The organism is Sulfuriferula sp. GW1 (assembly GCF_047300855.1).
In the GTDB taxonomy this organism is placed as follows: Bacteria; Pseudomonadota; Gammaproteobacteria; order Burkholderiales; family Sulfuriferulaceae; genus Sulfuriferula.
The window spans coordinates 1,234,662-1,257,614 of the sequence record NZ_CP170197.1; the positions used below are offsets into that span (position 1 = coordinate 1,234,662).

The window sequence follows — 22,953 nt, forward strand, 5'->3', positions numbered from 1 at the left end:
ATGTCTCAATTCGATAACGTGAGCGTGGTCAAACAGGCCAATATATATTTCGATGGCAAATGCGTGTCGCATACCGTGGTATTTGCCGACGGCAGCAAAAAAAGTGTGGGTGTGATTTTCCCTAGCCAGTTGGTGTTCAATACCGGCGCACCTGAAATAATGGAAATAAACGGTGGTGTATGCAGAGTCAAGCTCGCTGGTGAATCCGACTGGAAAACCTACAAGGCGGGTGAGCGGTTTTCAGTGCCGGGTAATAGCAAATTCGATATTGAAACCACGGAAACACTGGATTATGTCTGCCACTTCGGCTGATATGTTCAATCAATACTGAACTGGAGTCCGACATGCCCTCATTTGATATCGTCTCCGAAGTAGACAAACAAGAAGTCAAAAATGCAGTCGAGCAAACCAACAAGGAAGTTTCGACGCGCTTCGATTTCAAGGGATCCGACGCGCGTGTGGAACAGGCGGAATATGTGCTTACGATTTACGCCGACGACGACTTCAAGCTCGATCAGGTGCAGGAAATCCTCAATGGCAAGCTCATCAAACGGGGTATAGACATTAAGTGCCTGGAGATGGGAAAGTCGGAGAAAGTCACCGGTAACAAGGTCAAGCGGAGTGCCACGGTGAAAACCGGCGTGGAAAGCGAACTTGCCAAAAAAATCGTAAAAATCATCAAGGACAGCAAACTCAAGGTGCAAGCCAGTATTCAGGGCGAAGCGGTGCGCGTGACCGGCGCCAAGCGTGACCTGTTGCAGGAAACCATCGCGCTGGTACGTAAAAGCGTCAGTGATTTTCCATTACAGTTCCAGAACTTCAGGGATTGACCTATCCAAGGTGCATTCGGCTTTCATGCATGCCGGGCATCTGATATTCTGTATGCGTGTGTGTAAGCAGGTTTGCCTGGAGCTATGATCAAATGATTATTCGTGAAATTCTGACTATCAAGGGTGGCGATATTTTCGCTATCGACCCGGATCAACCGGTTTCAGAAGCGGTTGAGGTGATGGTGAAACACGATGTCGGTTCGTTAATCGTACGTCAGAATGGAACCATGGTTGGATTACTTACCGAGCGTGATGTGCTGCGCGGATTGAATGAGCGCGGCTGTGCGCTGATTGCGGTTAAAGTCAGCGATATGATGGTCACTGAACCCATCATCGGCAACCCGGACGACACCGTGGATTATGTGCGCGGCGTGATGACAGAAAACCGGGTTAGCCATCTGCCGGTAATGGAAGGCGAAACATTGCTTGGCGTGATTTCCTTCCATGACGTCGCGCGCGCCTGTCTCAACGAAGCGGATTTTGAAAACCGCCTGCTCAAGCGCTATATCAAGCACTGGCCGGAATAATCGGCTGCCCCCTCAACGGATCGCCTCAATCGAAAATTTCTTGTACTGCACATTTGGCGTAATCAGCGCATAGCCCTGCATTTGCCAGTGGACCAGTTCAGTGATGGCATTGGGCACGATCTCGATAAAATCCTGGAAATCTCGCGCACTATAGCCGTATTCTTCGGCGGCATAGCTGCATACCTTGAAGCTCACTCCCAGGTTTGCGTAGTAGCGCATCCTGTCCACGGCGTCTTTGTATTTCGCTTCGTTTTTTTTGGCGACAGCGACAATTTCCGTACCGTGTATGACTACCTTGATATCCAGCTGCTCGGGTGAATAACCATAGGGATCTTCCAGCAACGGGTTCATCAGGGAGCGTATCCAGTACAGGGCACTGCCGATTTTCTGCGGATCATCCAGAAAAAAATCAAATACGACCCTGGCGGGCTTATAAGGAGTTTTGACGATAGTAGCGTCTGCCAAGGCAGATGTCGGCCACGCCAGGAGCGAAACAATAAACAGGCGTCTTTTCATGATTATCTCCCCGTATTGAGAATAATCTGTTTATAGACGCTATCCTGCTTTACTGTTTCAGGCTGCTTAAAATCTGTCGATAAGCCGTTAGGCGGTCCGATGAAATATCCCCGGCAGCCACTGCTTGTGCCACGGCACAGTCCGGCTCGTGTTGATGACGACAATTGCTGAATCGGCAATGACCGATATATGGGCGAAACTCGACAAAGTACCGGTCGAGTTGTCCAGGCTCGATGTGGTTTAATCCAAACTCCTGCATGCCTGGTGAATCAATCAATCTGCTCGATGCATCCAGTTTGTACATGCGTGCACCGGTGGTGGTGTGGCGCCCTGAATCCAGTGCTTCGGATACCTCACCGACCGTGGTGTGTGCTTCAGGTACCAGCGCGTTGATCAGGCTGGATTTGCCCATGCCGGATTGGCCTACGAAGACACTGATTTGACCTGACAGATAAGGCCGTAACGCGCTGATGTCTTGGTGGGCAGAGAGCGTCAGGAGCGGATAGGCCAGCTTGATGTAAGGTTCAAGACGGCGTTGAGCCGCATACGCAGGTTCCCCAAGGTCGTATTTATTCAAACAGATGAGTGCCGGGATGGCTGCGGCTTCGGCGGCAACCAGGCAGCGGTTGATGAGCAAATCATAAAAGCTGGGAACCGGCGCGACGACGATGACGATGCGCGACACGTTCGCTGCGATCAGCTTGCTGCGATGCGCAACCGAGCGATGCAACAGATTGTCGCGCGGGAGTATCGATTCGATGACGCCTTGCCCGGGAGAGGTAGGCAGAAAAACCACGCGATCGCCACAGGCGATACCGCTGCGTTTACCGCGCGATACGCATTCGATCAGTGTGTCCCTGGCTTCAACCTGGTAGTGCCTGCCGAAGGTGGCAGTCACCAGGCCCTGCATGGGTATTGGGCTGGGCATCAGTGCGGGAGGCTGGCAGGGTAGATCATGCCCGTATTCTATTTCACTTGACGGTATAGTTGCAGAAGTGGCGACTTAATATTTCAGAAACGCTCGTTCAGGATGGACGGCTTACAGATGGAACAGGGCGTCGATCTTGGCTGCACAGATGAAATCGTTTTCAGACAGGCCATTCAGCGCGTGGGTGGTGTATTCCACGTGACACTGGTTGTAGCCGAGATGGATGTCGGGATGATGATTTTCGCGGTGGGATATCCAGGCCACCGCATTCACGAATGCCATGGCTTGATAGTGGTCTTTAAAGGGGTAAGTTTTTGCGATTAATACACCGTTCTGTTCCCAGCCGTCCAGTTGGGCCAACAGCACGGTGATTTCAGTCTGGTTCAGCGCAGGTGTGCCACCCTCGCAAGGCAGGCAGGATTTAGTGGTGAGGTCGCATGCGTCGGTCATGATGGGATTACTTGAACTTGTAATATTCCTGGTTCAGGTAGGCCTCTACATGCAACTCATCCTGCGGAAACCAGTTGGCACCGGTATTGGCGTTGCATGCAGCAACGCGCGCGGCGAGTTGCTGCGGGTTTTTGACCTTGCGATCAGCACGAGTATAGATTTTGGAGCCGTCGCCGCCGACCATCGAAGCATGGCAACTCAGGCAGGATTTATCCACCAGCGTTTTGCCGATTTTCGGGTCGCCTTTGTCGAACGGGGCAGCATAGAGTGGAGCAGTGGCAAGTAACAATGTAACGGCAAGAATGGATTTCATGTAAGGCCCTTTGAAACAGAGTATTTGCGTTAATTATGCACGGCTATCTGCAAACGCGCTATGCGCTGTTGAGCATCCGGATGCGAATTATAGAACATGGCATAGAGCGGGTCCGGGGTGAGGGTAGAAGCGTTATCCCGGTATAATTTGATCAATGCACTGATCAGGCTATGTGCCTGCGTTTGCACCGCAGCATACTGATCTGCTTCGAACTCATGTTTGCGTGAATACAGGCTGCTCAGCGGTTGCAGCAGGAAGGTGAATACCGGCAATACCAGAAAAAACAGCACCAGCGCCATGCCTGTGTTCTGGCTTGTTACATTCAGGCCGTTAAAAAACCAGGTTTGCGTCATCAACCAGTTGAGTACCCACAGAAACACCAAGCTGGCTGCAAACACCCAGGCCATGCGCTTGACCACATGGCGGCGCTTGAAATGACCCAGTTCATGTGCGAGCACGGCTTCTACCTCATCCGCCTCCAGGTGTTTCAGCAGGGTATCGAACAATACGATACGCTTGGTTTTGCCAAAGCCGGTGAAGTAGGCATTGCCATGACTGCTGCGTTTGGAGCCATCCATCACGAACAAGCCCTGTGCGGTAAAGCCGCATTTTTGCAATAACTGTTCAATGCGCGATTTGAGCGTGCCATTTTCCATCGGCTCAAAACGGTTGAACAATGGTGCAATGAAGGTCGGATAAATGGCAAGCAGGGTGAGATTGAAGCCTACCCATACCAGCCAGGTATAGAGCCACCATAAGTCTCCTGCTGCCTGCATCAGCCACAGTACGACGAACAGCAAAGGTAACCCAAGCAGCACGCCAATCGTGGTCTGCATTAGCAAGTCAATAAAAAAGCGTTTGGGTGTCAGCGCGTTAAACCCGAAGCGGTTTTCGATGACAAATTTGCGGTATAAATCCAGGGGTAATTCGATGGCGGCAGCTATCACCATCACACTGCCAATAAGCAGAATGTTGCGCGTCATTTCCGAGGCGAAAACGCCAGACAAAGCGTTATCCAGCCACTGCAATCCGCCTCCCAAGGTAAATGCCAGTAATAATGATGTTTCCACCACGATTTGCAGGAATGAAAGACGGGTTTTAGCGAGCGTGTAGTCAGCTGCTTTATGGTGTTGCGTAAGCGTGATGGCGTCAGAGAATGCAGCAGGCACGGCGTCTCGGTGGCTCGCAACATAACGCAAATGACGCTGTGCCAGCCAAATCCGCACCGATATACTGATCGCCAGGGCAGCAAGGAAAATAAGTGTGAATGTATTCATGGTGTGATTATGACACAATTGCCTTTTTCAACTTTGAATGGACATGATGGCTCAAGATAACAACAACCTGATCTGGATAGACATGGAAATGTCCGGTTTGCTCCCCGACAGCGACCGTATTATCGAAGTAGCGCTGGTAGTCACCGACTCCCAGCTCAACACCGTGGCCGAAGCGCCGGTGCTGGTGGTACATCAGTCCGACGCCGTACTGGACGGCATGGATAGCTGGAACAAAGGCACGCATGGACGCTCCGGACTGATTGACAAGGTCAAGGCATCTACCCTGGATGAAGCAGCAGTGGAAACCCAGATGATAGCGTTTTTGTCGCAGTACGTAGGCAAAGGTATTTCGCCCATGTGCGGAAATTCAATCTGCCAGGATCGCCGTTTTCTCGCGCGCTACATGCCCAATCTTGAAGCTTACTTCCACTATCGAAATCTGGATGTCAGCACGCTCAAAGAGCTGGTCAAGCGCTGGAAACCCGCCGTCGCCAAAGGCTTTGTGAAGGAAAGCAAGCACGAAGCACTGGCCGACATTTACGATTCCATCGTCGAACTCAAATTTTATCGCGACAACTTCATCAACCTGGCGTAAATATGGGCGAAAATCCGCATCGCCGCGGCGGTCTCATCATGCTGACGATCGCCTGGGCGTTATTGTTTGCCGGTGCTTATTGGTATTTTCAACTGCGCCTGACGCACAATGCCAACCCCAATCGTGCCGAAGTTCTGGCTCTCCAGCACGGTGAAGTGCGCCTGCAACGCAATCAGGATGGGCATTATCTGGCACAAGGCAAAATCAATGGCCATACCGTCACGTTTCTGGTGGACACCGGAGCGACGCGAGTTGCCATGTCGCCGCAGCTGGCACAAAAACTGGCTTTGGTAGCCGGCTCTGCGGTCAACGTACAAACTGCCAATGGCGCCACGCGCGCCTACCAGGCGCGGTTGCAAACGGTGCGACTGGGTTCGATCGAGGTGCATGATGTGGCAGCATTGATTACCACCGGGCTGGATGACAACACAGTATTGCTGGGGATGAGCTTCCTGAAGCGGATGGAATTCAGCCAGCGCGGTTCCGAACTCACGCTCAAGCCACTGAGCCATATTTGATCGTATAGGCGAACGCTATTTCAGGCCAAACTCAGAATTTCTCATCCGCTGCAAGATAACGCCACTGCCCGACGGGCAAGTCGCCCAGCTTCACAGCACCGATGCGCACGCGTTTCAGGCCCACCACCTTGAGTCCTACCAATTCGCACATGCGGCGAATCTGGCGCTTTTTTCCTTCGCGCAGGATAAAGCTCAATTGATCCTGGTTCTGCCAGCTTACCCGTGCCGGACGCAACGCCACATCATCAAGTTTCAAGCCGTGGTTGAGCAATTTGAGCCCTTCAGTACTGAGCTTTCCTTGCACCCGCACCAGATATTCCTTGTCCACGCTCGAATCATCACCGATCAGCTGTTTGGCAATTCGTCCATCCTGTGTCAGCACCAGCAAACCCGTGGAATCAATATCCAGCCGCCCGGCAGGTGCCAGTCCGCGCGCGTGTTCGTTGGAAAAACGTATCCCGGAGCGGTCGTCAGCGTAATGATTGGGTGCTGTCACCAGCGTTGCAGCGGGTTTGTAGCCATCCTCCGCCTGGGCAGACACAAATCCCACCGGCTTGTTCAGCAAAATCGTCACCCGACTGCCTTGTTCGTGCTGCGCTTGCCGGGCCAACTCGATGCTGCAATCCGGCGACACCTTGCTTCCCAGCTCATTGACCAGTATGCCGTCCACCTTCACCCAGCCGCGTTCAATATAAACATCCGCCTCGCGGCGCGAGCACAGACCACGTTCAGACATGAGTTTGGAGAGTCGAATGGTGTCCACAATGCAGGCCAGTTCAAAAGCCGGAATTTTACGCGACACTCGGCAGAATGCGCGCAATTTGTTTGACTGAAAAAGCCCGCTGTGATTAAATGCGCGCCTTATTGGGCGGTTAGCTCAGTGGTAGAGCACTGCCTTCACACGGCAGGGGTCGCAAGTTCAAACCTTGCACCGCCCACCAGCAATAACATAGTTAAAACAACAGCTTACAATAGTCCAGCCTGGTGCTGGATTTTTTGTGTCTGGATGAAAGTAAGCAGATAGTAAGCAGTAGTCCAACAAAAACCCGGCACGCGGCCGGGAAATTCGGGTTCAGGTTGGAATTAGCGGGTCACGGGGTGGGCTTCAATCGCATCATCTCGTCCCCAATTATTTTGCCGAAGGCTTTGCGCAGGATCGCGCCTTCCGCCTCGCTGACTTCGTTGTCGTCGAGGGCACGGGCGACGCCAGCTAGAGCCGTAAGCTGTTCACCGATGCTTGTGGCCTCGCGCATCTGCCGCCGCAGATCAATCATTTTTGGACTTTCCAGTGCTGGTGAACTCACGCTATGCAGCCGCCTCTTGTGGCCTATCTTCTGCACGGCAAGCGAATTACATTGGCCCCAGGGTCGTCAAGTTCTGCATCTTGCAGGTCGCCTCTATCTATCCAGGACAGCAACTGCTTGAAGTGTTCGCCGATTCCTCGATCGGCAGCAGCATCGAAACGATATGCGCTGCAGTTTAGGCGATCAGCAACAATGTTTTCGCAAGTGGCCACCAGCCACCGGATATCGTCTCTTATCTCTTGCCTGGAGACCGTCGCCAGTTGAATTTGTATCCGCTTCAGATCGTCTTGCTCCTGTTGCGCCCGGCGTTCCGCAATTTTACGGAGGGAGCGCTCGTGGTACTCCTTATGAATCAATTTAAGGCTTTTCGATTGCTCCGCCGTGGCTGGCATTGTCACCTCGAAGGTCGTACTCGACGCCCGTTTGATGGTGATGAGGTCGGCGTTGAATTTTCTGCCGCGCCTGTTCCCGTGAAACAGCTCGGGGCCATCGTCGCCAAAGAAAACGGTTTGTGAAACCTTGTTGTTGCCGGGCAGGCCGGGCAACCAGTCGAGTCGCAGCAGGCCATGCGCTGCCAGAGATTCGGCGTTGCCACGGCAGCACCAACGGCTGCCGCATCCTTCAACCAATATTGGCCCGAATGGGGTTTGAATTGTGAAGGTGGCATGGCCGAGCTCGTTTTCTGTTACGCCAATATTAGGAAGGGCTATCCGTGGCACGCCTGAAATGCAGCGCGTGATTGTTACAAGAGTAGAATGATTTGCAGACATAATGTGAGTTCCTTTCACGTTGTGTTTAGTGCGGGGGTCGTGCTTCAACACGATTTCCGCACGCCCACAATACACCCGCCCCGATAGATTGCAAACCACCCCGCCAGAATCGACGCAGCTCGTTTATTCAGGCTGGCTGGCATCGCTACCCCAACCCAGCGCATTTAACGCCTTGTGGACGTGCTGGGGGTGCCCCAACATCGCTGCGGCAAAGCGCGCGCTGCCGCTATCCGGGAACAGGGCGCATTGATATTTGTCCGGACGTTCCAGCGCGCGATCCCCTGCGCGGGAGAGTCGCTTGAACCGGGCAACGGCGGGCAGCAATCGGTTTTGAGCGACACAGCGTTCGCAGAGTCCCAGGACGCCGTGCACCGTGCCGTCGTTCGAGCTCGCAGCGAGGCACGCGGCGAGCCGGATCATGGGCAAGTCGCAGGACGGGCAGCGCTTCATCCAAATTCCTTGCTGTACAGCGAGTCGGATCATGAGGTCATGTTTGGTGTGTGCCGTAACCCTGCTTTTTACACAGGATGGAGGTCACTTCCAGGCGCTATATGCCGTCGCCTGCCTGCCGTGCCCATGGTTGGAGGCCTTCCGCTTTCGGGTTATGGGTCGCGGCTCTCTACCCGATGCGGCTCCCCGCTCATCGCGAATACGATGGCACGGGGCCCGGTTGCGATTTAAATTTCATCATCCGCCCGGTCAAGCTGGGGCGAGGCGAGTGGATCTGCGCTCACGTCATCGTCCGGCCCGGTATGCGCCAGCGGTGCGATCAACAGGTGGTGCCTGAGCAAGTGCTCGGCCGGGATCGCTGGCAAACCGGCAAAACGCTGGAACGCAGCGAGTTGAACAAGCTGTGGCACGGCCTCGGCCGCAAGCTGCGCTTCCAGGTCGGCAGCGCGCCTATTCCAATACGCGCGCCGTGCAATTTCGCACGCCTCCCAGGCAGCGCCGGACGCACGCTCCGCATCGCGCGCTGCAAGCCGGGTGCGGGTGATATCGCCCGGACAATCGCCCGCACGGGCTGCGGCCAGCGCATCGAGGGCGCGGCCGAGTTCGGCCTCGATGCGCTTGAATTCCTTCACCGCGCTAGCGTAGGAGCCGCGCAGTTTTTCAGGTTCAGATTGGAGCGCAAACATATTAGACCCCGCCCTTGATCGCCGTGCGCGACAGTGCAACCACGCCAAGGTCGGCGCGCACGCCGATCAATGTGCCGTCGCGCGATTTCGAGCCGTCGTTTTTTGCGGGTTCCACCATGACCGGCCATTTCGCGCCGGTCAGACGTAACAGGCCGATAACAGGCGCCACGTCGGGGCTCGGCAAAAGATACCATCGGCCAACGGCCAGCCAGGGCGATGCGACAACCTTAAGATCGAGACCCGCGTCGCGCACCAGGCGCCGTGCGAGAAGCTCCATGCGTCCCTCGACGAGCAACACAGCGGCGTCGAAATTGGACACTGCGCCGAAAGGATCGGCCAGGCTGCGCAGCTGGCCCATAGCAAGGCCCAGGTTCGTTTCGTCGAAGGCGGCTGCCAACACGTTGCCGTGTGCCGCGTCGAACATCAGTTCGGCGTCTGCCAGAGCCGGGTTTGATTCGAGCAGGGCGTATACCTCCCAGGCTTCGCGCCGGGCTGCGCTGCTACCAAAATTGGCGAACGCACTGGCGATGAGGCCGATGTCGTCGGTGAGCAGCAGCTGGCGGGAGATGAGAATATTGCGGCCATACGTGGCGAGCTTGGCTGACAGTCCAGGCAGGTCAGCCAGGCCAGCGTCCAGGTATTCCCCGATCTCGTCGGCAGGCAGTAAATCTGATTCGATTCGCGCCATCGGGAATTGATGCGGCATGAAATTCGGAACATCGAGGCGTGCGGCGAGCTGTTCGTGCTGCATGGACACAGCCATCCGGGTGTAGGTGGCCACGCGCAAGATGTCGGACAGGGCATTGCCGAAATCGGGCAGGCCAAAACCTGCGGACGGCTGGCGGCCTGCGGCGGACGGGCTGCGAGTGAGGGTTTCTTTGTCGGCAACGAATTTCGCCAACACGGGCAGCAGCTTGTCGCCGCCAGCAGCCAATGTGCAAGCGTCTGGATGGCAGATTGGATCGTTTGCGCTCAACAACCCGGCACGAATCATTGCTGCATCGCGGTGGGCTTGTACAAAATCACGTGGGTTCAGGTTCATGGTATTTTTTCCTTCGGTGTGGTGGTGAAAACGATCATGAGCATTCTTCAGTGACACGTCAGAGATTTCTTGTCACCGGATATCCAGAAGTCGAAATAAATGGCGGCGGCTGGTGATCGGCCTCGCACCACTTTCGCAAGCCGACAGCAGGTGCAGCTCGACCTCATCGAGCTGACCGGCGAGACCGCGCCGATACAGTGGCAGCTTGGCAGACTGAAAGCGCCGCAGCCTGGCCGCAAGCTCTCCGGCCAAGTCCCAGGCAGACAGGTCGCGCTGGGCGCGTAGCACCTCTGCGGCTGCCCTCAGCGAGCCATCACGCCAGCGCATACGGTGGGCATGCGTCAGGCCAAGCGCGGCCTCCAGCGGCATGCCGCGCCGCGCCCATTGCCTAAGTCCGTCTGCAAACCACTCCCAGTCCTCCGTAGTCGGCGGGTTTCCAGCGATGATGCTTTCGACAATTTGGAAGGCATCGCGGCTCATTCCCCGCCCTCTCCTTTTTTACCGTGAAGCGCGTCGAGGCTGGCAGCCTGTAACGCTGCATCGAGGGCGGCGAATTCAGCGGCAGTGGCGGGATCAGCCCGTAACGCTGCATCGAGCGCGGCCATTTCGGCATCTTCGGCATCCAGTTCCAGATTCAGAAAATGCCGATCGAGCTCCCGATCGAGCGCGGCCATTTCGGGGTCGGCGATATTGCCGAGCTGCACATCAGCGGCCTCGTCTGCGGCAAGCTCCAATCGATTCAGGATTGCCGGCCAGTCGGCGGTCGGGGCGGCGCGCAGTTCGTCGGCTGCGGCGACGATCGAGGATTTCAGGATTTCGAGGGCACGCGCAGCGGAGGCGATCCAGGCTTCCCCGCCCGCGATGCTTTTCTCCGCATTCCGCAACGCGGCCTCCGCGGTGGTGGCGCGATCCTCGGCGCTGGCGAGGTTTTGCCGCAGCTCCAGTGCATCCGTCACAGCCTGGCGCAGCACGCGCGAGCGCAGCCGGCCGGGGCTGGTGTTGCGCAACACGTCCTGAATCGCGCGGCGCACGTCAAGCAGGCCGTCGAGCGTGTTGATCGTCACTTTCCCGTCGCGAATCCAGGTCGAGACGGTTTGTTTCGAGACGCCCAGCATCCGGGCAAACTCGGCAGGCCGCACGCGTATGGCGAGCAGCTCTTTGTGATTCATCAGGAAACCCAGCTCAGGCTGGGGGGTGGCGTCACTTTTCGTGCGATTCGTCATATCGTCAGCACCAGTGTTGCCAATGCAAATGATTTTCATCCTAGAAATACCGCGAGCTCGAATAGACCCCCAGCGCTTCGCGCTGGGGAGTAACTTCGAGCCGTGCGGGGTCTGCGGGGTTTGCGTGGTCAGTTTTGCCCCATATATATTTTTTGTCTTTCTTTGACACTTTCTTCACCTTGTATAGAAATGACCACGCAAACCCCGCAGACCCCGCAATTAAATGCATTTCAAAACTTTCCAGAGGGCGACTTTCGAATGCCCGTCCTCGCCGGCCTGCTTAACCTGCATGCCGTCTACGAAGCGGTCTCGGTGAGCCCTCAACCAGTTGCCGAGCTTGCGCGAGGTGGGTTTTTCGTAGCAGATCATTTGCAGCGCATCGCGCAAATCGGGGTATGCGTAAGCATCAGATTGAGGTCGGTACTCCATGCCAGCCTTCAGCAGATCAGAGGCTGTCTTGGGTTCGTTACCGAACGCATCGTTCCATGAACCGAGCAGCAGCCGCATGCCTTCGAGGTCGGGGTCTTGCTCGCGCAAACCTTCTGACGCCTTCATAGGATCGGCCAAGCCAAGCCAGCCCAGCGGCCGGCGCACCAAGCGGTCCCATTGCTCGAAGCCACCGAGCGGGTGCCAGTCTTTGACTTCGATTGCTGGCGCACATGCAGCCAGGTAGGCCATCGGGATGGTGAGCGCGGCGCGGATCAGTTCGCCGCGGTGCTCGAATACATCTTCGAGGTGGTCGCGTGAGAAGGTGCGCTGCTCGGGTCGTTCCTGCCCGCTGTCCATTCGGATCATAACCACGCGGCGCTTGAGGTCGCCGACAATCGACAAATTGTTGCCGGTCGCCACCATCAGCGCATGCGTCGGGATCGACAGCATGCCGCTGGCGCCGAGCGGCCGCAGCCGGACAAACTGTTGCGTTGCCACCTGGCAAAGTAGGTCGCCTTTCAGCGGCCGCTCGATATTGTCCAGGGCAATCACGGCGTCACCGGCCAGCAGCACGCCGGCCAGGCGCTTTTCGGCCTCGGCGTCATCGTGTCCGAGCGACAGCACACTGGCGCGGCGGCCGGTGGCAATGATGGCGAATGTCTCGGCGATCAGTGTTTTGCCGGTGCCGGGCGTCGGCGCTGTTACTGCCAGCAAAGGGGCGGCGGGGAGCACTCTGCGTAGCAGGCCGGTGATGATGCCGGCAACGGTGGCGACTAAATCCTCTTCGTAGTCAAACGGGAAAGTCCTCACCAGATCAATCAGCACATACAGCGCGGCCATTGCCTCGGCTTTGCTGGGCTTGGCCGACGGTGGCGACCATCCGGGAATCGCGGCGCAGGCCTGAAATAGTCCGGTTTCGCTATCGTGTCCGGGCTCATGGATCAGGCGGCCGTCGAGGGTAATTGTCGGCGCTTCAATAAAGCCAGCCAGCGGTCGCAGTTCCGGCCAGTTGCCGCGTGCCAGGTAGGCGTCGGCGACGCGGCGCGGACAGTCGCACGGCTTGTAGCCTTCAGAGCGCGCCTCATATCGTTCATGCACGGCCGCAGCGGTCGCCAGCTCAGTCAGGTGAGATCCGTCGACAGGATGCAGCACCAACGCACCACGCGGACGATGCACGCCGCCAGAGGCCGTTTCCGGGGCTGCATAGACGCGCACCAGGCGGCCGGTGTAGCTGAAAAGATTGTCGCAATGCTCGGCGAGCGCCAGACCAAGCTGGTCGAGGATTTCTGGAAGCTTGCCGGGGTCGTGGCGGATCACGCGGCGACCAGACGGGTCGAACGTCTCGCCGCCCGGTTTGACCAGGTGCAGGCCTTTTTTGCGGCGCGGCTTCTTTTCGGACGCCAGCTTGTCGAGGGCAACCGCGCCGCGTTGTTCTATATCGCTCATTGAAATGCCTCAGCAGCCGTCAGCAGCCGCCTGGCGGCGATGCGCAGGCGCTTCAGGTCGACGGGTTTGATTGTCTTGCCGGCCGCCATGTCAGCTGCTGCAATCGCGACGATCATCGTCTCGAAGCTCACAGCGCGCAGCACATCGGCGGCAGGGAATGGTCGCCGTTCCGGCTTGGTGCCGTCGGCGTTGATTTTCTCGGGGAATAGCGCGGACATATCGAGCCCGACTGCACCCACTACTTCCGCGATCGAACACCCTGCGAAACAATGGGCCAAAATTACGCCTGAGCTAAGCTCGCGCACGGCCAGCGATGCGCGGCGGTCGGCGTGTGCCGGACAGCGTGCAAGCCAGCGGCCGTCGCCGGTGCGCTTGACGTTTTCCAGGTGATCCAGCAGGGTGTCGGCGCTCATCGGATAACGCCGTTAGCCTTCAATCTTTTTTTCAGGTTTCGGCGTGCCAGGCGGCGCGTCTCGCGGTTGCCGTTCAGGGCTGCGAAAAATAAGTCCGGCACGTCGTATGACGCGGCGTGCGCGCTTGCACCGTTCGGTCTGCTCTGATTTGAATTGTGCCGGACTTTTCGCGGATTGCGATTGACGGGCGCTTTCATCGTGCGGCATCGCAATCATCGAGGTCGAACTTGGCGGGCCGGGCGTAGGTCATCGCGGGTGCGCCCATCTTGCGCTCTGCCCAGGCGTCAAGATCGGATGCCAGATAAACGGCGCGGTGCCCGAAGCGGCGATACAGCGGACCGCCTCCGACTGTTACCCATTTTTGAAGGGTGTTCTTGCTGACACGCAAGCCCTTTGCGGTCAGATATTCGGCCGCTTCGATGCGGTCAAGAAAGCGTGTGGAATCCATTTTGCCTCTCCATATAAACCCCGCTCACCAAAGTGGCTGGCAGTATGGATAGGCAATTTATAGATTCAGACGGGTTCAAGCACGGGGACAAAATGGGGGTGCGTTTTGTACCTCACTGCTCCCAGCGCGGCAAAGTGAATGCGACTTCCTCATCATTCTTGCGGCGATTTGTGATCGCACGCTTCAGGCCTTGGTGCATCGCGGCAAATGATTTGCTTTCGCGAGTAGCCAACGCCTCGATCAGCGCAAGCTTTTCGGTGGTGTTCTCTGGCTGGAATCGTTCGCATTCTTTGAGCAGGTCGTCCCAATACTGAGGATACTTCGCCCGCAACCCCAGGGCGCGCGCGGCGGCAATGGCCTTGCTTTTCGATCCCTTGATGTGGGGATCCCTGTACTCGCGTTCGGCCTCACTGATACGGCCATGTTCGTGCAGATAATTGTCGTCGGCCGCTTCTCCCTGCTCAAAGACGTGTTCCAGCGTCTCTTCCAGCAGCTCGACAATCCGCACGGCATCGCCAGCATTTATTGAAACCGCTGGCAGTCCCATCGCCTCAGCCATACGCGGTGAAGGAAAAAAGCCTTCGCGATAACCATAACCATCGTCATCAATGCTACTCATCAGCGCATCGCGAAGCGCCTTGACGATGCGGTCGCGTTCGGCGCGTAGATCGGTATGAACGATGCCGGTCATTTCACCACCTCCAGCTTGGGCTTGGCCTTCGGTGCCGGTGTCGTGTTCATGGCGGCGGTGATATGCGCGGCAGACCGTTCAGCTAAGCCTTTGCGCGCATCCTCAGCCCAGTGAATGTATCTCTGTGCGGTCGATAACTGCCGGTGTCCCAGTGCGGTCATGATCTCGGCAGCTTGCGCGCCATTGATCGCCATGTGGCTGGCAAGTGAATGCCTCAGACCGTGCAAGCCTATGCCGTCGGGTAATTTGGCTTCTACGCGCACCCTGCGCCACGTGGCCGATAGGGTGACGGCTCCGCCACTGCCCTTGCTCGGAATGAAAACGAAGTCGTCAGGATCGCCAGCGGGTTGTCGGGCGATGATTTCAACGGCAGCTGTTGGCAGACCAATGATGCGCGGCTTGCCGGTCTTGCGTCCGGTCTTGTGCTGGCTTGGTGGCAGGGTAATCAGTGCCTTCTTTTGATCGACGTGCCGCCATTGCAATGACGCAATTTCGCCGCGCCTGGCGCCGGTCAATGCAATGATGCGGATGGCGTCGGCATGGGCTGGCCTGATTCGTTTCTCATTCTCCATCGTGGTCAGGGTTTCAAACAGGCGGGCGTATTCCTCGCCGGTTTCCAGAACGGTGTCGCGTTCGCCATCGCTGCCGACGTTCACATTGTTGGCCGGGTTCCTCTCTCCGGTGTATCCCTCCCACGTCAGAACAGCCCGTAGCAGCCTTACTGACATACGGGCCGCACCTTCGCCGCCCCGAACGATTGCGCGGCCTCTGAAGCCCGTTTTCTGATTAGTGGCGGTCTTGCCATCGCGGATATGGTTAAAAGCTTTGCGCACGTCCTCCGCTGTTAGATCGTCGGCGTACAAGCGTCCGATGGTCGGCTTCAGGTGGCGATTGATTCGGCCCCGGTCGATCGCCCTGGTGCTGTCTGCTTTTTCTGCAAACTTGGCAGACGCCAGATAACGGTCGAACACTTCCTCTAATGTCTCGGCCTGCCGATTGACCTGCTTTTCGTTCATCGGGTCGCCACCATCCTCGACGGCGCGGCGTAAATCCTTTGCGCGTTTTCTGGCCTGGTCGGCGGTGAGCGTATCGCTATAGCGCCCGATGGTGAATCGGCGGCTTCGCCCTTGCTTCGTCCTGTACTGGAAAACAAACGCCTTTGACCCGGTAGGGGAAACCTTCAGGCCGAAGCCCTTGATTTCGTCATCCCAGAAAAACGCATCTTTCTCAGGCGTGCTGGCGGACTCCACGAATGACTTGTTGACCTTCGGCATGACGGCTCCTATTTCGGCCTGCTTACTTTTTCTGGTGTCGTTTTTTGAGGTGCAGCGGTCAAAAAAGTAAACGCATAGTAAGCAGTAAGCAGTAAAAAACAGTCAAAAACAGTTTGACCGCTGCACTAATGGTAAGTCTGAAATGAAGGCACATCAAGGGGAAAGTGCGTTTTAGTAAAAATTCGTAAGCAAGGGAAATACCCATGTTCGGGCATTCACACGGCAGGGGTCGCAAGTTCAAACCTTGCACCGCCCACCATTAAAATACTTTAATATCAATATTTTAGCGAGCATTTGCTCGCTTTTTTATTGCTTGTAAGTAGTACACTTTATCTGTACTACTTTTGTGGCTTTTTGAAACTCCTTTCCTTTTGTTTTTCCTGCTTGTGCCTGTTATAGGTAGGAGCAGAAAGAAATAGAGTGTAAATTACGATAATGGAAGAGTCAGGCAAAGCTGCGAAAGTCCCTGCTACACAAACACTAAAACGGCACAAGACGCTGCCGATACCATCGTCGGTCAGTTACATACCTGGCTATCCCCAAAAGCTATTCATCTATCAGCTTGAGGCAAGCAAGTATTGGTGGGTTCGATACTTTATTGCAGGCAAGACACTGCGCAAGAGCACGAAGACGGAGAACAAGTCGCAAGCTATCGCGTTCGCAAAGCAGTTCTTTTATGACGTTGGCTACAAGCATGAGCATGGCGAATCACTCAGTCAGACCAGCTTTGCTTCATGTACGGCAGGAATGCTCAAAGCAGAAGCCGCCAAACTTGAGCGAGGCGAGCTTACCAAGATCACTTACGACAACACCAAGTACAGATTAGATAAGCTCATCCTGCCTTACTTCAAAACTCAGGACGTCGCATCAGTCGATTACTTTGCGCTGGAGGGTTATCTCGAAAACCTCAGCCGCCAAGCCACCAAACTGAGCCTATCGACAATCGGTGCGTACATGGGACTCGTGCGCAAGGTGCTGACCTATGCAGCAAGACGAGGCTTCATCAAGAGTCTGCCTGAGTTTCCGCCTGTGGGTGTTAAGGACGTGGCAAGGGGTTGGTTCAACACGCAGGAGTATCGGAAGCTGTGGTCTGCTGCGACACGCTATGCAGGCGAAGTTATTGAGGTTCGCAAGTACAACAACGAACGCGGCGAGACTGAAACGCAGTACATCAACGCCAAGGCACCTGCCTCGCGCAAGAAAGGTGATCTCATGCGCAATGTCGAGATGACAGAAGACATGCGCAGACTGATCGTGTTTATGGTGAACAGCTATATACGACCAACAGACATCAAGTTCATGCAGCACAAGCATGTCGATGTTATGCGTGGCGAATATGACTTTTTGCGCTTGCGCATCCCGACCACGAAAAAGCACAACAATCCCATTACCACTATGCCCAAAGCTATTGAGGTGTATGAGAGATTGAAAGCGTTTCACGCCGCGAAGGGGCGGGCGGCAGACGACGACTATGTGTTTTTGCCGCAGTACAAGTCGCGGGAGTATGCGTTGAAGCAACTGCAAAGACAGTTCGATGTTTTAATGTGGGATACGAAGCTAGGCCGAGGCGCTGATGGGGAAGCTCGCACGCTATATTCGTTGCGTCACACTTCAATCATGTACAGACTGTTGTTTGGTGAAGCTATCAATACTCTGTTCTTGGCGCGTAATGCTCGGACGAGCGTAGAGATGATTGATCGGTTTTATGCGAAGCCATTAACGGGCGAGATGAATCTGGAGATGCTGCAATCACGCAAGCGTAAGCGGAAGATTTACGACGGTGGAATTGAAGCACTATAAGGTGCCAATTTTTCTGCTAAAACAAATGGGGTTGCGACGTGGCTGACTTACCAAAAGCGAAGAAGTTGGTTGAGAAGCTAAACAACGGTGGCAACGTTAGTCTGCGCGACTTGGAAGCTGCACTTGGCAAAGATGGCGTAGAGGATTACGAAAATAGGTGGCGATATGAGTTGGAGAAACGCAATCAGTTTTCCCAGAAACCTGAAGAGATCAAACAATATGAGGCGCTTGTACATGAGGCCGACTTTGACGAAAACAGAGCAAATGGAATTAAAGGGATTGGCAAGCGTTCGAAAAAGGACAGCCTGGGACGCGATAGTAAGAAGCGATTGCGCGAGCAAGCAGAATCAAAATACGAGCGTGCGCTAGAGTATTTGAGCGAGATTCTCAACGCCGACCCAAGCTTGGAGATTTGGTTTGATAGGAAGGTCGACATCGATCCCAATACATCCAATCTAGGCACTCATCCGCAAGGCGTTCCGCGAACAGTCACCTCCCGCTCCGAGTACAAATTGGATGACGGGCTGGCTCAGAAGCGCAGTAAAGCAGATATAAAGCGGGAAGCATTGCAAGAGGCAATTGAATGGCTTGAACGGAAAGATGGGGCTGGGACAACTAGGGAACTTGGGGATGAGGAGAAAGTGCTGTTGAAACAAAAATTAGCCAAGTTGAAGACGAATGACTTGTGAAAGCGAATTTGGATAGCGTGCAAACAGACGTAAATATTACGCACACTTAATGCGTGAAATATTTACGTCTGTTTGCACACTTCAAAATTAAGCACCGATAGTTAGCCAAGCCTACCAACCGAACTAACCGAACCAACCGAATCAAGTTATTAAGCTTAAATTGCGTCAGTGCTAAATCAGTTCGACTGCGCGACGCTTCATCCCGTCGTTCAAATCGATATATGCCTGTGTTGTTGAAATGTTCCTGTGTCCAGCCAAGGCCATCAGCACACGCACTCCGACTCCTTTGTTTGCAAGTGCGGTAATGAACGTCCGTCTGCCGCTGTGACTGCTTGCGCCATACACACCCGCTCTTTTGTATAAGTAGTGAAAATGCTGGGTTAGTGTGTTTGCAGAGAATCCATCGCGTTTTTGTGTTTTGAAAAGCGGCTTGCTTGGGTCACTTGTTTTGATGAGTGAAATATAGCTGCCCAATTCCTTGCGCAGCTTTTCTGGCAGAAACACTGTGCGGCTTTTGTCGCCCTTTGTTTGCTCGGCACTCAAGCGCACCTCGTCCTTTATGCTGCCGTCTGCCGCTAGCACGTCGCCAATGCGCAACGCAGCAACTTCTCCAACGCGCATGCCCGACCAATGCGTCACTAACAGCATTGCCCTGTTTCGGGGTGCGTGCTTGCGGAGTGCAATGTAGTTAAGGACTTTTCGCAGTTCCTTCTCGTTCAGCGTCTTTGCCTGTGCCATTTTATTCCTCGCCAAATCAAAGTATTTGTATGACTTATTGTGTTTTCTTTGCTTCGGTTTGGGCAACCGAAAAAGGCGCAGCGCAGACCTGCCAATATTCAATGACTTGCGTAATAACCAAAGCATTTATGTAATTCCTTTGTTTTTGTATTTAATGTGACCAGCGTAAAAGCCCTGCAAGCGCTTAAAACATTCACTCAGCATCACAACCTTCGAACGCTCCTAATAGCGTGCTGTAGGGCTTGCATGCTTGTCACTGTGGAGTTTTGTTAATGTATGTCATCTGTTTTGTTTCGCTTCAGGTTTCTGTGAAACTTGTCTTGTGTAGTAAGAGCCATGCTGAAAGAATTAAAGCATCACCTGATGCCTTAAATGGTGCAGCTCTGCAAAGGACGCTTAGGTCAGCGATGCAGCAGACAGACGAACATTTTCCCAATCGACAACATCAGCATTACCCAGTCCAATTTCTTTCCCAGCGTATGTCAGCCAGCCTCCGGTTTGCATGGGCTGAATGTCGATTTGCTGATTCCCAAAAGAAGTCTGATGCCAAGCACTGGTGATTTTGGCGGCAATAGCCTCGTCGCAAATGTCGGCAGGGAATCCACCTAAAGCGCAGTGATAGTGCAGGGGCTTCTTGGTTGCTTGGCCCTCAAGCAATGGGATGACGCTCACTGACTTGCTGTGGCGTTTCGCATTGCCAAACAGACTTGCATTCAGACGATTCAGAAATTGGCGGAACGTGCGCTGTGCCTCGATGGCTGTCAGCGCTTCGCGAATATCGCCTTTCTGTGTAGAAACGACGCGATACGGTTTAAGCGTGAGCGTTACCGCAAGCGTGAATTGGTCTGCGTGTTTCAGCATCCAATCCAAACTGGCAGCACGCAGATGAAGTTGGTTTTCTGTCATGCAAGTATTTATCTGCCTGCGACAAGAACCAAAGGAAATCAGAAAATAATCTGGCCTCCTTTTCGGTTGTCCAGACTGCTGGGCTGACCATACAGTAATGACTCCAACATAACGTTTAGGAGTAATTGATATGTCCGCATTAGCCAATCTGAAGTTGATCGCTGCAAAGCGCCCCGTCCAAATGCCGCCAGTTGTTCAGCGGCGGAACAAGCTGGCAAAACGGATTGGGGAACAAATCGAACTTGCCAAGGCCAAGCAAGAGGGGAAATCGTATGCCCCCACGAAGCAGCGCATGGTTAAGGACGAGGAGACAGGCGAAACAAAAACTATTCAAGTGCCCAAGCGCATTAAGGAATGGTGGTTTGTGGCAGACAGCGGCAAGACGTGCGTGTCATTGCGATATGGTGCAAAGGTTATTGAAATTGCGAAAGGGAAAACGGCGATTGAGCTTGCGAATGCAAAAGAACTTGTTGCAACGCTGGAAGTTTTGCGGCAGGCCGTAGAGGCTGGTGAACTGGATATGCAGATCGAGGCTGTTGCGGGAGCGGTGAAAGCGGCCATTCAGAAGTGAGCAGAGCGATTACTGTTAAAATACGAAGTGCACTTATGCAGTTCAACGACATAGCAATCAAAATCGAGTACAAATGAAGGCAATTTCACTTTTTTCAGGCGGTGGCGGCATGGATTTTGCCGCGCGCTCATTGGGCATCGACGTTTTGTTTGCCAACGATGTTATCCCTGAGACGGAGCTGACATTTGCCAGCTCGTTCCCAGAAACTGACTTCCACCTTGAGGACATTCGTCAGATTTCAAAGTTTCCTTCAGTCGATTTGGTGACTGGTGGGTACCCCTGTCAGTCATTCTCACTTGGTGGTAACAGGAATCCCGCAAATGATCCACGCACTTTTTTATTTAAGGAGTTTGCACGTGTTGTGGATACTGTTAAGCCAAAGTACTTTGTTGCGGAGAATGTGTCTGGATTGAAGTCTATTCAGGATGGTAATTGGCTTAAGTTGCAACTAGACACCTACAATGAGATAGCTGGTGTTGGCTATAACATCGCAACAGCAGTAGTTAATGCTCGCGACTACGGGGTGCCACAACGAAGGAAGCGTGTGATTATCGTAGGCGTTAGGAAGGACCTGGGGGTGTACTATCACTTCCCCAAGCCAACGCATGCGAAACCCGACATTGCGGCGAAAAAGGGGTTGCTACCTTACGCATCGCATGGGGAGGCGATTCGTCATTTACCGCTAGACGTGCCTGGTGAGTATTACGAACGACCACATGACCCAGAAGGTAATTTTTCCTGGTATTACATGTCGCGAAATCGTAAAGCAAGTTGGCTCGAACCTTCCTACACAATTGTTGCCAACTTTAGGCACACTACATTGCATCCAGCTTCACCGACCATGAAGCTGCTTTGGTCAAATTTGGCAGATGGCTGGAAGCAGAAATGGGAGTTTTCATCTGAGTATGAACACCTTCTGCATGACCCTACTTTGCCCGTTCTTGAAAAGCCGCGACGTCTTAGTTGGCGTGAGGCTGCACTCATACAGACCTTTCCAGAAGGCTATGAGCCTGCAGGGAAATTAGAGAAAAAGTTTGAGCAAATTGGGAACGCAGTGCCGCCAATGCTAATGCGCGCGATTCTGCAGCAGATCGTATCTGGGGAAGGTCTGTTGCAATTTCCCAGTGAGCACGAGCAGTATTTAACCGTCGGAAAGCAGTTATCGCTCCTTAGCGAGGAGCAAGACATCGAGCCAATCGAAAGCTAGCTAAGCTGGCTCGCTATTCGAAAAGATGAGGGAAATACGCTATAGCACGTTCATGAATTGACAGCTTTTTCGGGGGCGCTGATAACGTAAAGACGGACGACTTGAATTTAGCGTCAGTAGCTTTTGGGTAGTATTTCAGTTGCCCGCCTGAAAGCGCATACCAGTCAATGACCGATTCTTTCGATACTGGGTCGCAACCAGTCAGGCATTTTTCAGACTTAAATTTCCACTTAAGGTTTTTCGCATAGATCAAATCAAAAGCATGCACTTGATATTTGCGGTTGGTGGCTGGGGATTCTTTTGAATAGGAGAGGCAAAGGTAGCAGCTTTTATTCAGATCTAACGATTTACCTGGGCTAGTCGTTTCAAACGCCTCCTTTCCTTCCTTGTGCCATTTTTCGACTATTTCGATCACACAAGTGCCAAACTTTTCTGGCGAGATGCCTTCCCTAAACTTATCTTCATTAAGTCCTAGCGGCTTAAGTGCCTCCCAGAATTTTGCTGGGGAGTTGGCTATCTCCATGTAAACACGTCCGCCGTTAGGTAGGGCGGAAAACTGTTTTGGGCTTAATTGTTTGGACTTTACAGAAAAACCACTGTAGGTGTTAGGTGCCGAGTCATCCACTGCGACCACATCGAAGATTCCTTTGTTTTCCCCTCCAATTCCACCCAAAAGTTCTGCGAATACTCTCTCAATTTGCCTCCATCCTGCGCGTGTAGTTCCATCCTGCTCGCGTTCGCTTCCTGAACCTTCACGAAAAGTACTCAAATAAGCACAAAGAATATCCTCTTCGTGTTTCAACGGGTCTCGCTTAATAAACATCGTTGTCATTGTTGGTTTCTCCTTGCAATCGTGATAACTCATAAGTCTACCGCGGTGGTAAAGCTTTGTGTTCCTTACCTGGCTAAATA

General features: G+C 54.1%; 30 protein-coding genes and 1 tRNA gene. 10 read left to right on the forward strand and 21 right to left on the reverse strand.

Annotated elements, in window-relative coordinates; all coding sequences use genetic code 11:
- From ACFDAU_RS06175 to ACFDAU_RS06185, 3 genes are all read left to right on the forward strand, one after another.
- Window positions 1-312 carry a pyrimidine/purine nucleoside phosphorylase gene (locus ACFDAU_RS06175; protein WP_413439124.1) on the forward strand — a complete coding sequence of 104 codons (312 nt, stop codon included), beginning with the start codon at window positions 1-3 and terminating at the stop codon, window positions 310-312.
- A gap of 32 nt (window positions 313-344) precedes the next feature.
- The gene (locus ACFDAU_RS06180) at window positions 345-830 is read left to right on the forward strand and encodes a YajQ family cyclic di-GMP-binding protein (protein ID WP_124703337.1); all 486 of its coding nucleotides are present in this window, start codon (window positions 345-347) and stop codon (window positions 828-830) included.
- A gap of 92 nt (window positions 831-922) precedes the next feature.
- On the forward strand, window positions 923-1,357 hold the full coding sequence (locus tag ACFDAU_RS06185) for a CBS domain-containing protein (RefSeq protein ID WP_124703336.1): 435 nt from the start codon (window positions 923-925) through the stop codon (window positions 1,355-1,357).
- 12 nt (window positions 1,358-1,369) lie between these two features.
- Here the strand turns inward: ACFDAU_RS06185 and ACFDAU_RS06190 are convergent, their stop codons facing one another.
- The 5 genes from ACFDAU_RS06190 to ACFDAU_RS06210 form a co-directional block, all read right to left on the reverse strand.
- Entirely contained in the window at window positions 1,370-1,873 is a 504-nt protein-coding gene (locus ACFDAU_RS06190) for a DsrE family protein (protein WP_413439125.1), read from the reverse strand.
- A 49-nt stretch (window positions 1,874-1,922) separates the two neighbouring features.
- Window positions 1,923-2,801 carry a ribosome small subunit-dependent GTPase A gene (gene rsgA, locus ACFDAU_RS06195; protein ID WP_413439126.1) on the reverse strand — a complete coding sequence of 293 codons (879 nt, stop codon included), beginning with the start codon at window positions 2,799-2,801 and terminating at the stop codon, window positions 1,923-1,925.
- A 111-nt stretch (window positions 2,802-2,912) separates the two neighbouring features.
- Window positions 2,913-3,254, reverse strand: a complete 342-nt coding sequence (locus ACFDAU_RS06200) for a 4a-hydroxytetrahydrobiopterin dehydratase (protein ID WP_413439510.1) — start codon at window positions 3,252-3,254, stop codon at window positions 2,913-2,915.
- A 4-nt stretch (window positions 3,255-3,258) separates the two neighbouring features.
- A complete protein-coding gene (locus ACFDAU_RS06205) occupies window positions 3,259-3,564 on the reverse strand; it encodes a cytochrome c (protein ID WP_413439127.1) in 306 nt (101 codons plus the stop codon).
- Window positions 3,565-3,593: 29 nt separating this feature from the next.
- Window positions 3,594-4,841 (reverse strand): M48 family metallopeptidase, encoded by a 1,248-nt coding sequence (locus ACFDAU_RS06210; RefSeq protein WP_413439128.1) that lies wholly within the window; start codon window positions 4,839-4,841, stop codon window positions 3,594-3,596.
- Window positions 4,842-4,887: 46 nt separating this feature from the next.
- Between ACFDAU_RS06210 and orn the strand changes: the two genes are divergently transcribed.
- Window positions 4,888-5,436 carry an oligoribonuclease gene (orn, locus tag ACFDAU_RS06215; RefSeq protein WP_413439511.1) on the forward strand — a complete coding sequence of 183 codons (549 nt, stop codon included), beginning with the start codon at window positions 4,888-4,890 and terminating at the stop codon, window positions 5,434-5,436.
- A gap of 2 nt (window positions 5,437-5,438) precedes the next feature.
- Window positions 5,439-5,954, forward strand: coding sequence for a TIGR02281 family clan AA aspartic protease (locus tag ACFDAU_RS06220; RefSeq protein WP_413439129.1), 516 nt, complete (start codon window positions 5,439-5,441; stop codon window positions 5,952-5,954).
- A gap of 31 nt (window positions 5,955-5,985) precedes the next feature.
- On the opposite strand, the gene ACFDAU_RS06225 is transcribed toward ACFDAU_RS06220, so the two are convergent.
- Window positions 5,986-6,756 carry a pseudouridine synthase gene (locus tag ACFDAU_RS06225; protein ID WP_413439130.1) on the reverse strand — a complete coding sequence of 257 codons (771 nt, stop codon included), beginning with the start codon at window positions 6,754-6,756 and terminating at the stop codon, window positions 5,986-5,988.
- Window positions 6,757-6,820: 64 nt separating this feature from the next.
- Between ACFDAU_RS06225 and ACFDAU_RS06230 the strand changes: the two genes are divergently transcribed.
- Window positions 6,821-6,895 (forward strand) — tRNA-Val (locus ACFDAU_RS06230).
- A gap of 150 nt (window positions 6,896-7,045) precedes the next feature.
- On the opposite strand, the gene ACFDAU_RS06235 is transcribed toward ACFDAU_RS06230, so the two are convergent.
- From ACFDAU_RS06235 to ACFDAU_RS06290, 12 genes are all read right to left on the reverse strand, one after another.
- Complete coding sequence (locus ACFDAU_RS06235) at window positions 7,046-7,258, reverse strand: hypothetical protein (RefSeq protein WP_413439131.1); 213 nt, start codon at window positions 7,256-7,258, stop codon at window positions 7,046-7,048.
- A 23-nt stretch (window positions 7,259-7,281) separates the two neighbouring features.
- Window positions 7,282-8,028 carry a hypothetical protein gene (locus ACFDAU_RS06240; protein ID WP_413439132.1) on the reverse strand — a complete coding sequence of 249 codons (747 nt, stop codon included), beginning with the start codon at window positions 8,026-8,028 and terminating at the stop codon, window positions 7,282-7,284.
- A gap of 123 nt (window positions 8,029-8,151) precedes the next feature.
- The gene (locus ACFDAU_RS06245) at window positions 8,152-8,478 is read right to left on the reverse strand and encodes a hypothetical protein (protein ID WP_413439133.1); all 327 of its coding nucleotides are present in this window, start codon (window positions 8,476-8,478) and stop codon (window positions 8,152-8,154) included.
- Window positions 8,479-8,705: 227 nt separating this feature from the next.
- Entirely contained in the window at window positions 8,706-9,164 is a 459-nt protein-coding gene (locus tag ACFDAU_RS06250; RefSeq protein WP_413439134.1) for a hypothetical protein, read from the reverse strand.
- Between the two features lies 1 nt (window position 9,165).
- Window positions 9,166-10,206 carry a hypothetical protein gene (locus ACFDAU_RS06255; RefSeq protein WP_413439135.1) on the reverse strand — a complete coding sequence of 347 codons (1,041 nt, stop codon included), beginning with the start codon at window positions 10,204-10,206 and terminating at the stop codon, window positions 9,166-9,168.
- Between the two features lie 72 nt (window positions 10,207-10,278).
- The gene (locus ACFDAU_RS06260) at window positions 10,279-10,686 is read right to left on the reverse strand and encodes a hypothetical protein (RefSeq protein ID WP_413439136.1); all 408 of its coding nucleotides are present in this window, start codon (window positions 10,684-10,686) and stop codon (window positions 10,279-10,281) included.
- A complete protein-coding gene (locus ACFDAU_RS06265) occupies window positions 10,683-11,468 on the reverse strand; it encodes a hypothetical protein (protein ID WP_413439137.1) in 786 nt (261 codons plus the stop codon). The genes ACFDAU_RS06260 and ACFDAU_RS06265 overlap by 4 nt, the downstream gene beginning before the upstream one ends.
- 180 nt (window positions 11,469-11,648) lie before the next feature.
- Window positions 11,649-13,304: a hypothetical protein gene (locus tag ACFDAU_RS06270; protein WP_413439138.1), complete on the reverse strand. Its 1,656-nt coding sequence runs from the start codon at window positions 13,302-13,304 to the stop codon at window positions 11,649-11,651.
- Window positions 13,301-13,717: a DNA primase gene (locus ACFDAU_RS06275; RefSeq protein ID WP_413439139.1), complete on the reverse strand. Its 417-nt coding sequence runs from the start codon at window positions 13,715-13,717 to the stop codon at window positions 13,301-13,303. The genes ACFDAU_RS06270 and ACFDAU_RS06275 overlap by 4 nt, the downstream gene beginning before the upstream one ends.
- A 193-nt stretch (window positions 13,718-13,910) precedes the next feature.
- Window positions 13,911-14,165 (reverse strand): helix-turn-helix transcriptional regulator, encoded by a 255-nt coding sequence (locus ACFDAU_RS06280; protein WP_413439140.1) that lies wholly within the window; start codon window positions 14,163-14,165, stop codon window positions 13,911-13,913.
- 112 nt (window positions 14,166-14,277) lie between these two features.
- A complete protein-coding gene (locus ACFDAU_RS06285; RefSeq protein WP_413439141.1) occupies window positions 14,278-14,856 on the reverse strand; it encodes a hypothetical protein in 579 nt (192 codons plus the stop codon).
- Entirely contained in the window at window positions 14,853-16,130 is a 1,278-nt protein-coding gene (locus ACFDAU_RS06290; RefSeq protein ID WP_413439142.1) for a tyrosine-type recombinase/integrase, read from the reverse strand. The genes ACFDAU_RS06285 and ACFDAU_RS06290 overlap by 4 nt, the downstream gene beginning before the upstream one ends.
- A gap of 435 nt (window positions 16,131-16,565) precedes the next feature.
- On the opposite strand from ACFDAU_RS06290, the gene ACFDAU_RS06295 reads away from it, so the two are divergent.
- Both ACFDAU_RS06295 and ACFDAU_RS06300 read left to right on the forward strand, forming a co-directional pair.
- A complete protein-coding gene (locus ACFDAU_RS06295) occupies window positions 16,566-17,930 on the forward strand; it encodes a hypothetical protein (RefSeq protein WP_413439143.1) in 1,365 nt (454 codons plus the stop codon).
- 38 nt (window positions 17,931-17,968) lie between these two features.
- Window positions 17,969-18,619, forward strand: coding sequence for a hypothetical protein (locus tag ACFDAU_RS06300; RefSeq protein ID WP_413439144.1), 651 nt, complete (start codon window positions 17,969-17,971; stop codon window positions 18,617-18,619).
- Between the two features lie 171 nt (window positions 18,620-18,790).
- Here ACFDAU_RS06300 and ACFDAU_RS06305 read toward each other — a convergent pair whose 3' ends face one another.
- Both ACFDAU_RS06305 and ACFDAU_RS06310 read right to left on the reverse strand, forming a co-directional pair.
- Entirely contained in the window at window positions 18,791-19,483 is a 693-nt protein-coding gene (locus ACFDAU_RS06305; RefSeq protein ID WP_413439145.1) for a tyrosine-type recombinase/integrase, read from the reverse strand.
- Between the two features lie 270 nt (window positions 19,484-19,753).
- The gene (locus tag ACFDAU_RS06310) at window positions 19,754-20,263 is read right to left on the reverse strand and encodes a hypothetical protein (RefSeq protein WP_413439146.1); all 510 of its coding nucleotides are present in this window, start codon (window positions 20,261-20,263) and stop codon (window positions 19,754-19,756) included.
- 130 nt (window positions 20,264-20,393) lie between these two features.
- On the opposite strand from ACFDAU_RS06310, the gene ACFDAU_RS06315 reads away from it, so the two are divergent.
- Entirely contained in the window at window positions 20,394-20,834 is a 441-nt protein-coding gene (locus tag ACFDAU_RS06315; protein WP_413439147.1) for a DUF6641 family protein, read from the forward strand.
- A gap of 73 nt (window positions 20,835-20,907) precedes the next feature.
- A complete protein-coding gene (locus tag ACFDAU_RS06320) occupies window positions 20,908-22,041 on the forward strand; it encodes a DNA cytosine methyltransferase (protein ID WP_413439148.1) in 1,134 nt (377 codons plus the stop codon).
- 13 nt (window positions 22,042-22,054) lie between these two features.
- Here the strand turns inward: ACFDAU_RS06320 and ACFDAU_RS06325 are convergent, their stop codons facing one another.
- Entirely contained in the window at window positions 22,055-22,873 is an 819-nt protein-coding gene (locus tag ACFDAU_RS06325) for a hypothetical protein (RefSeq protein WP_413439149.1), read from the reverse strand.
- Between the last annotated feature and the right edge of the window lie 80 nt (window positions 22,874-22,953).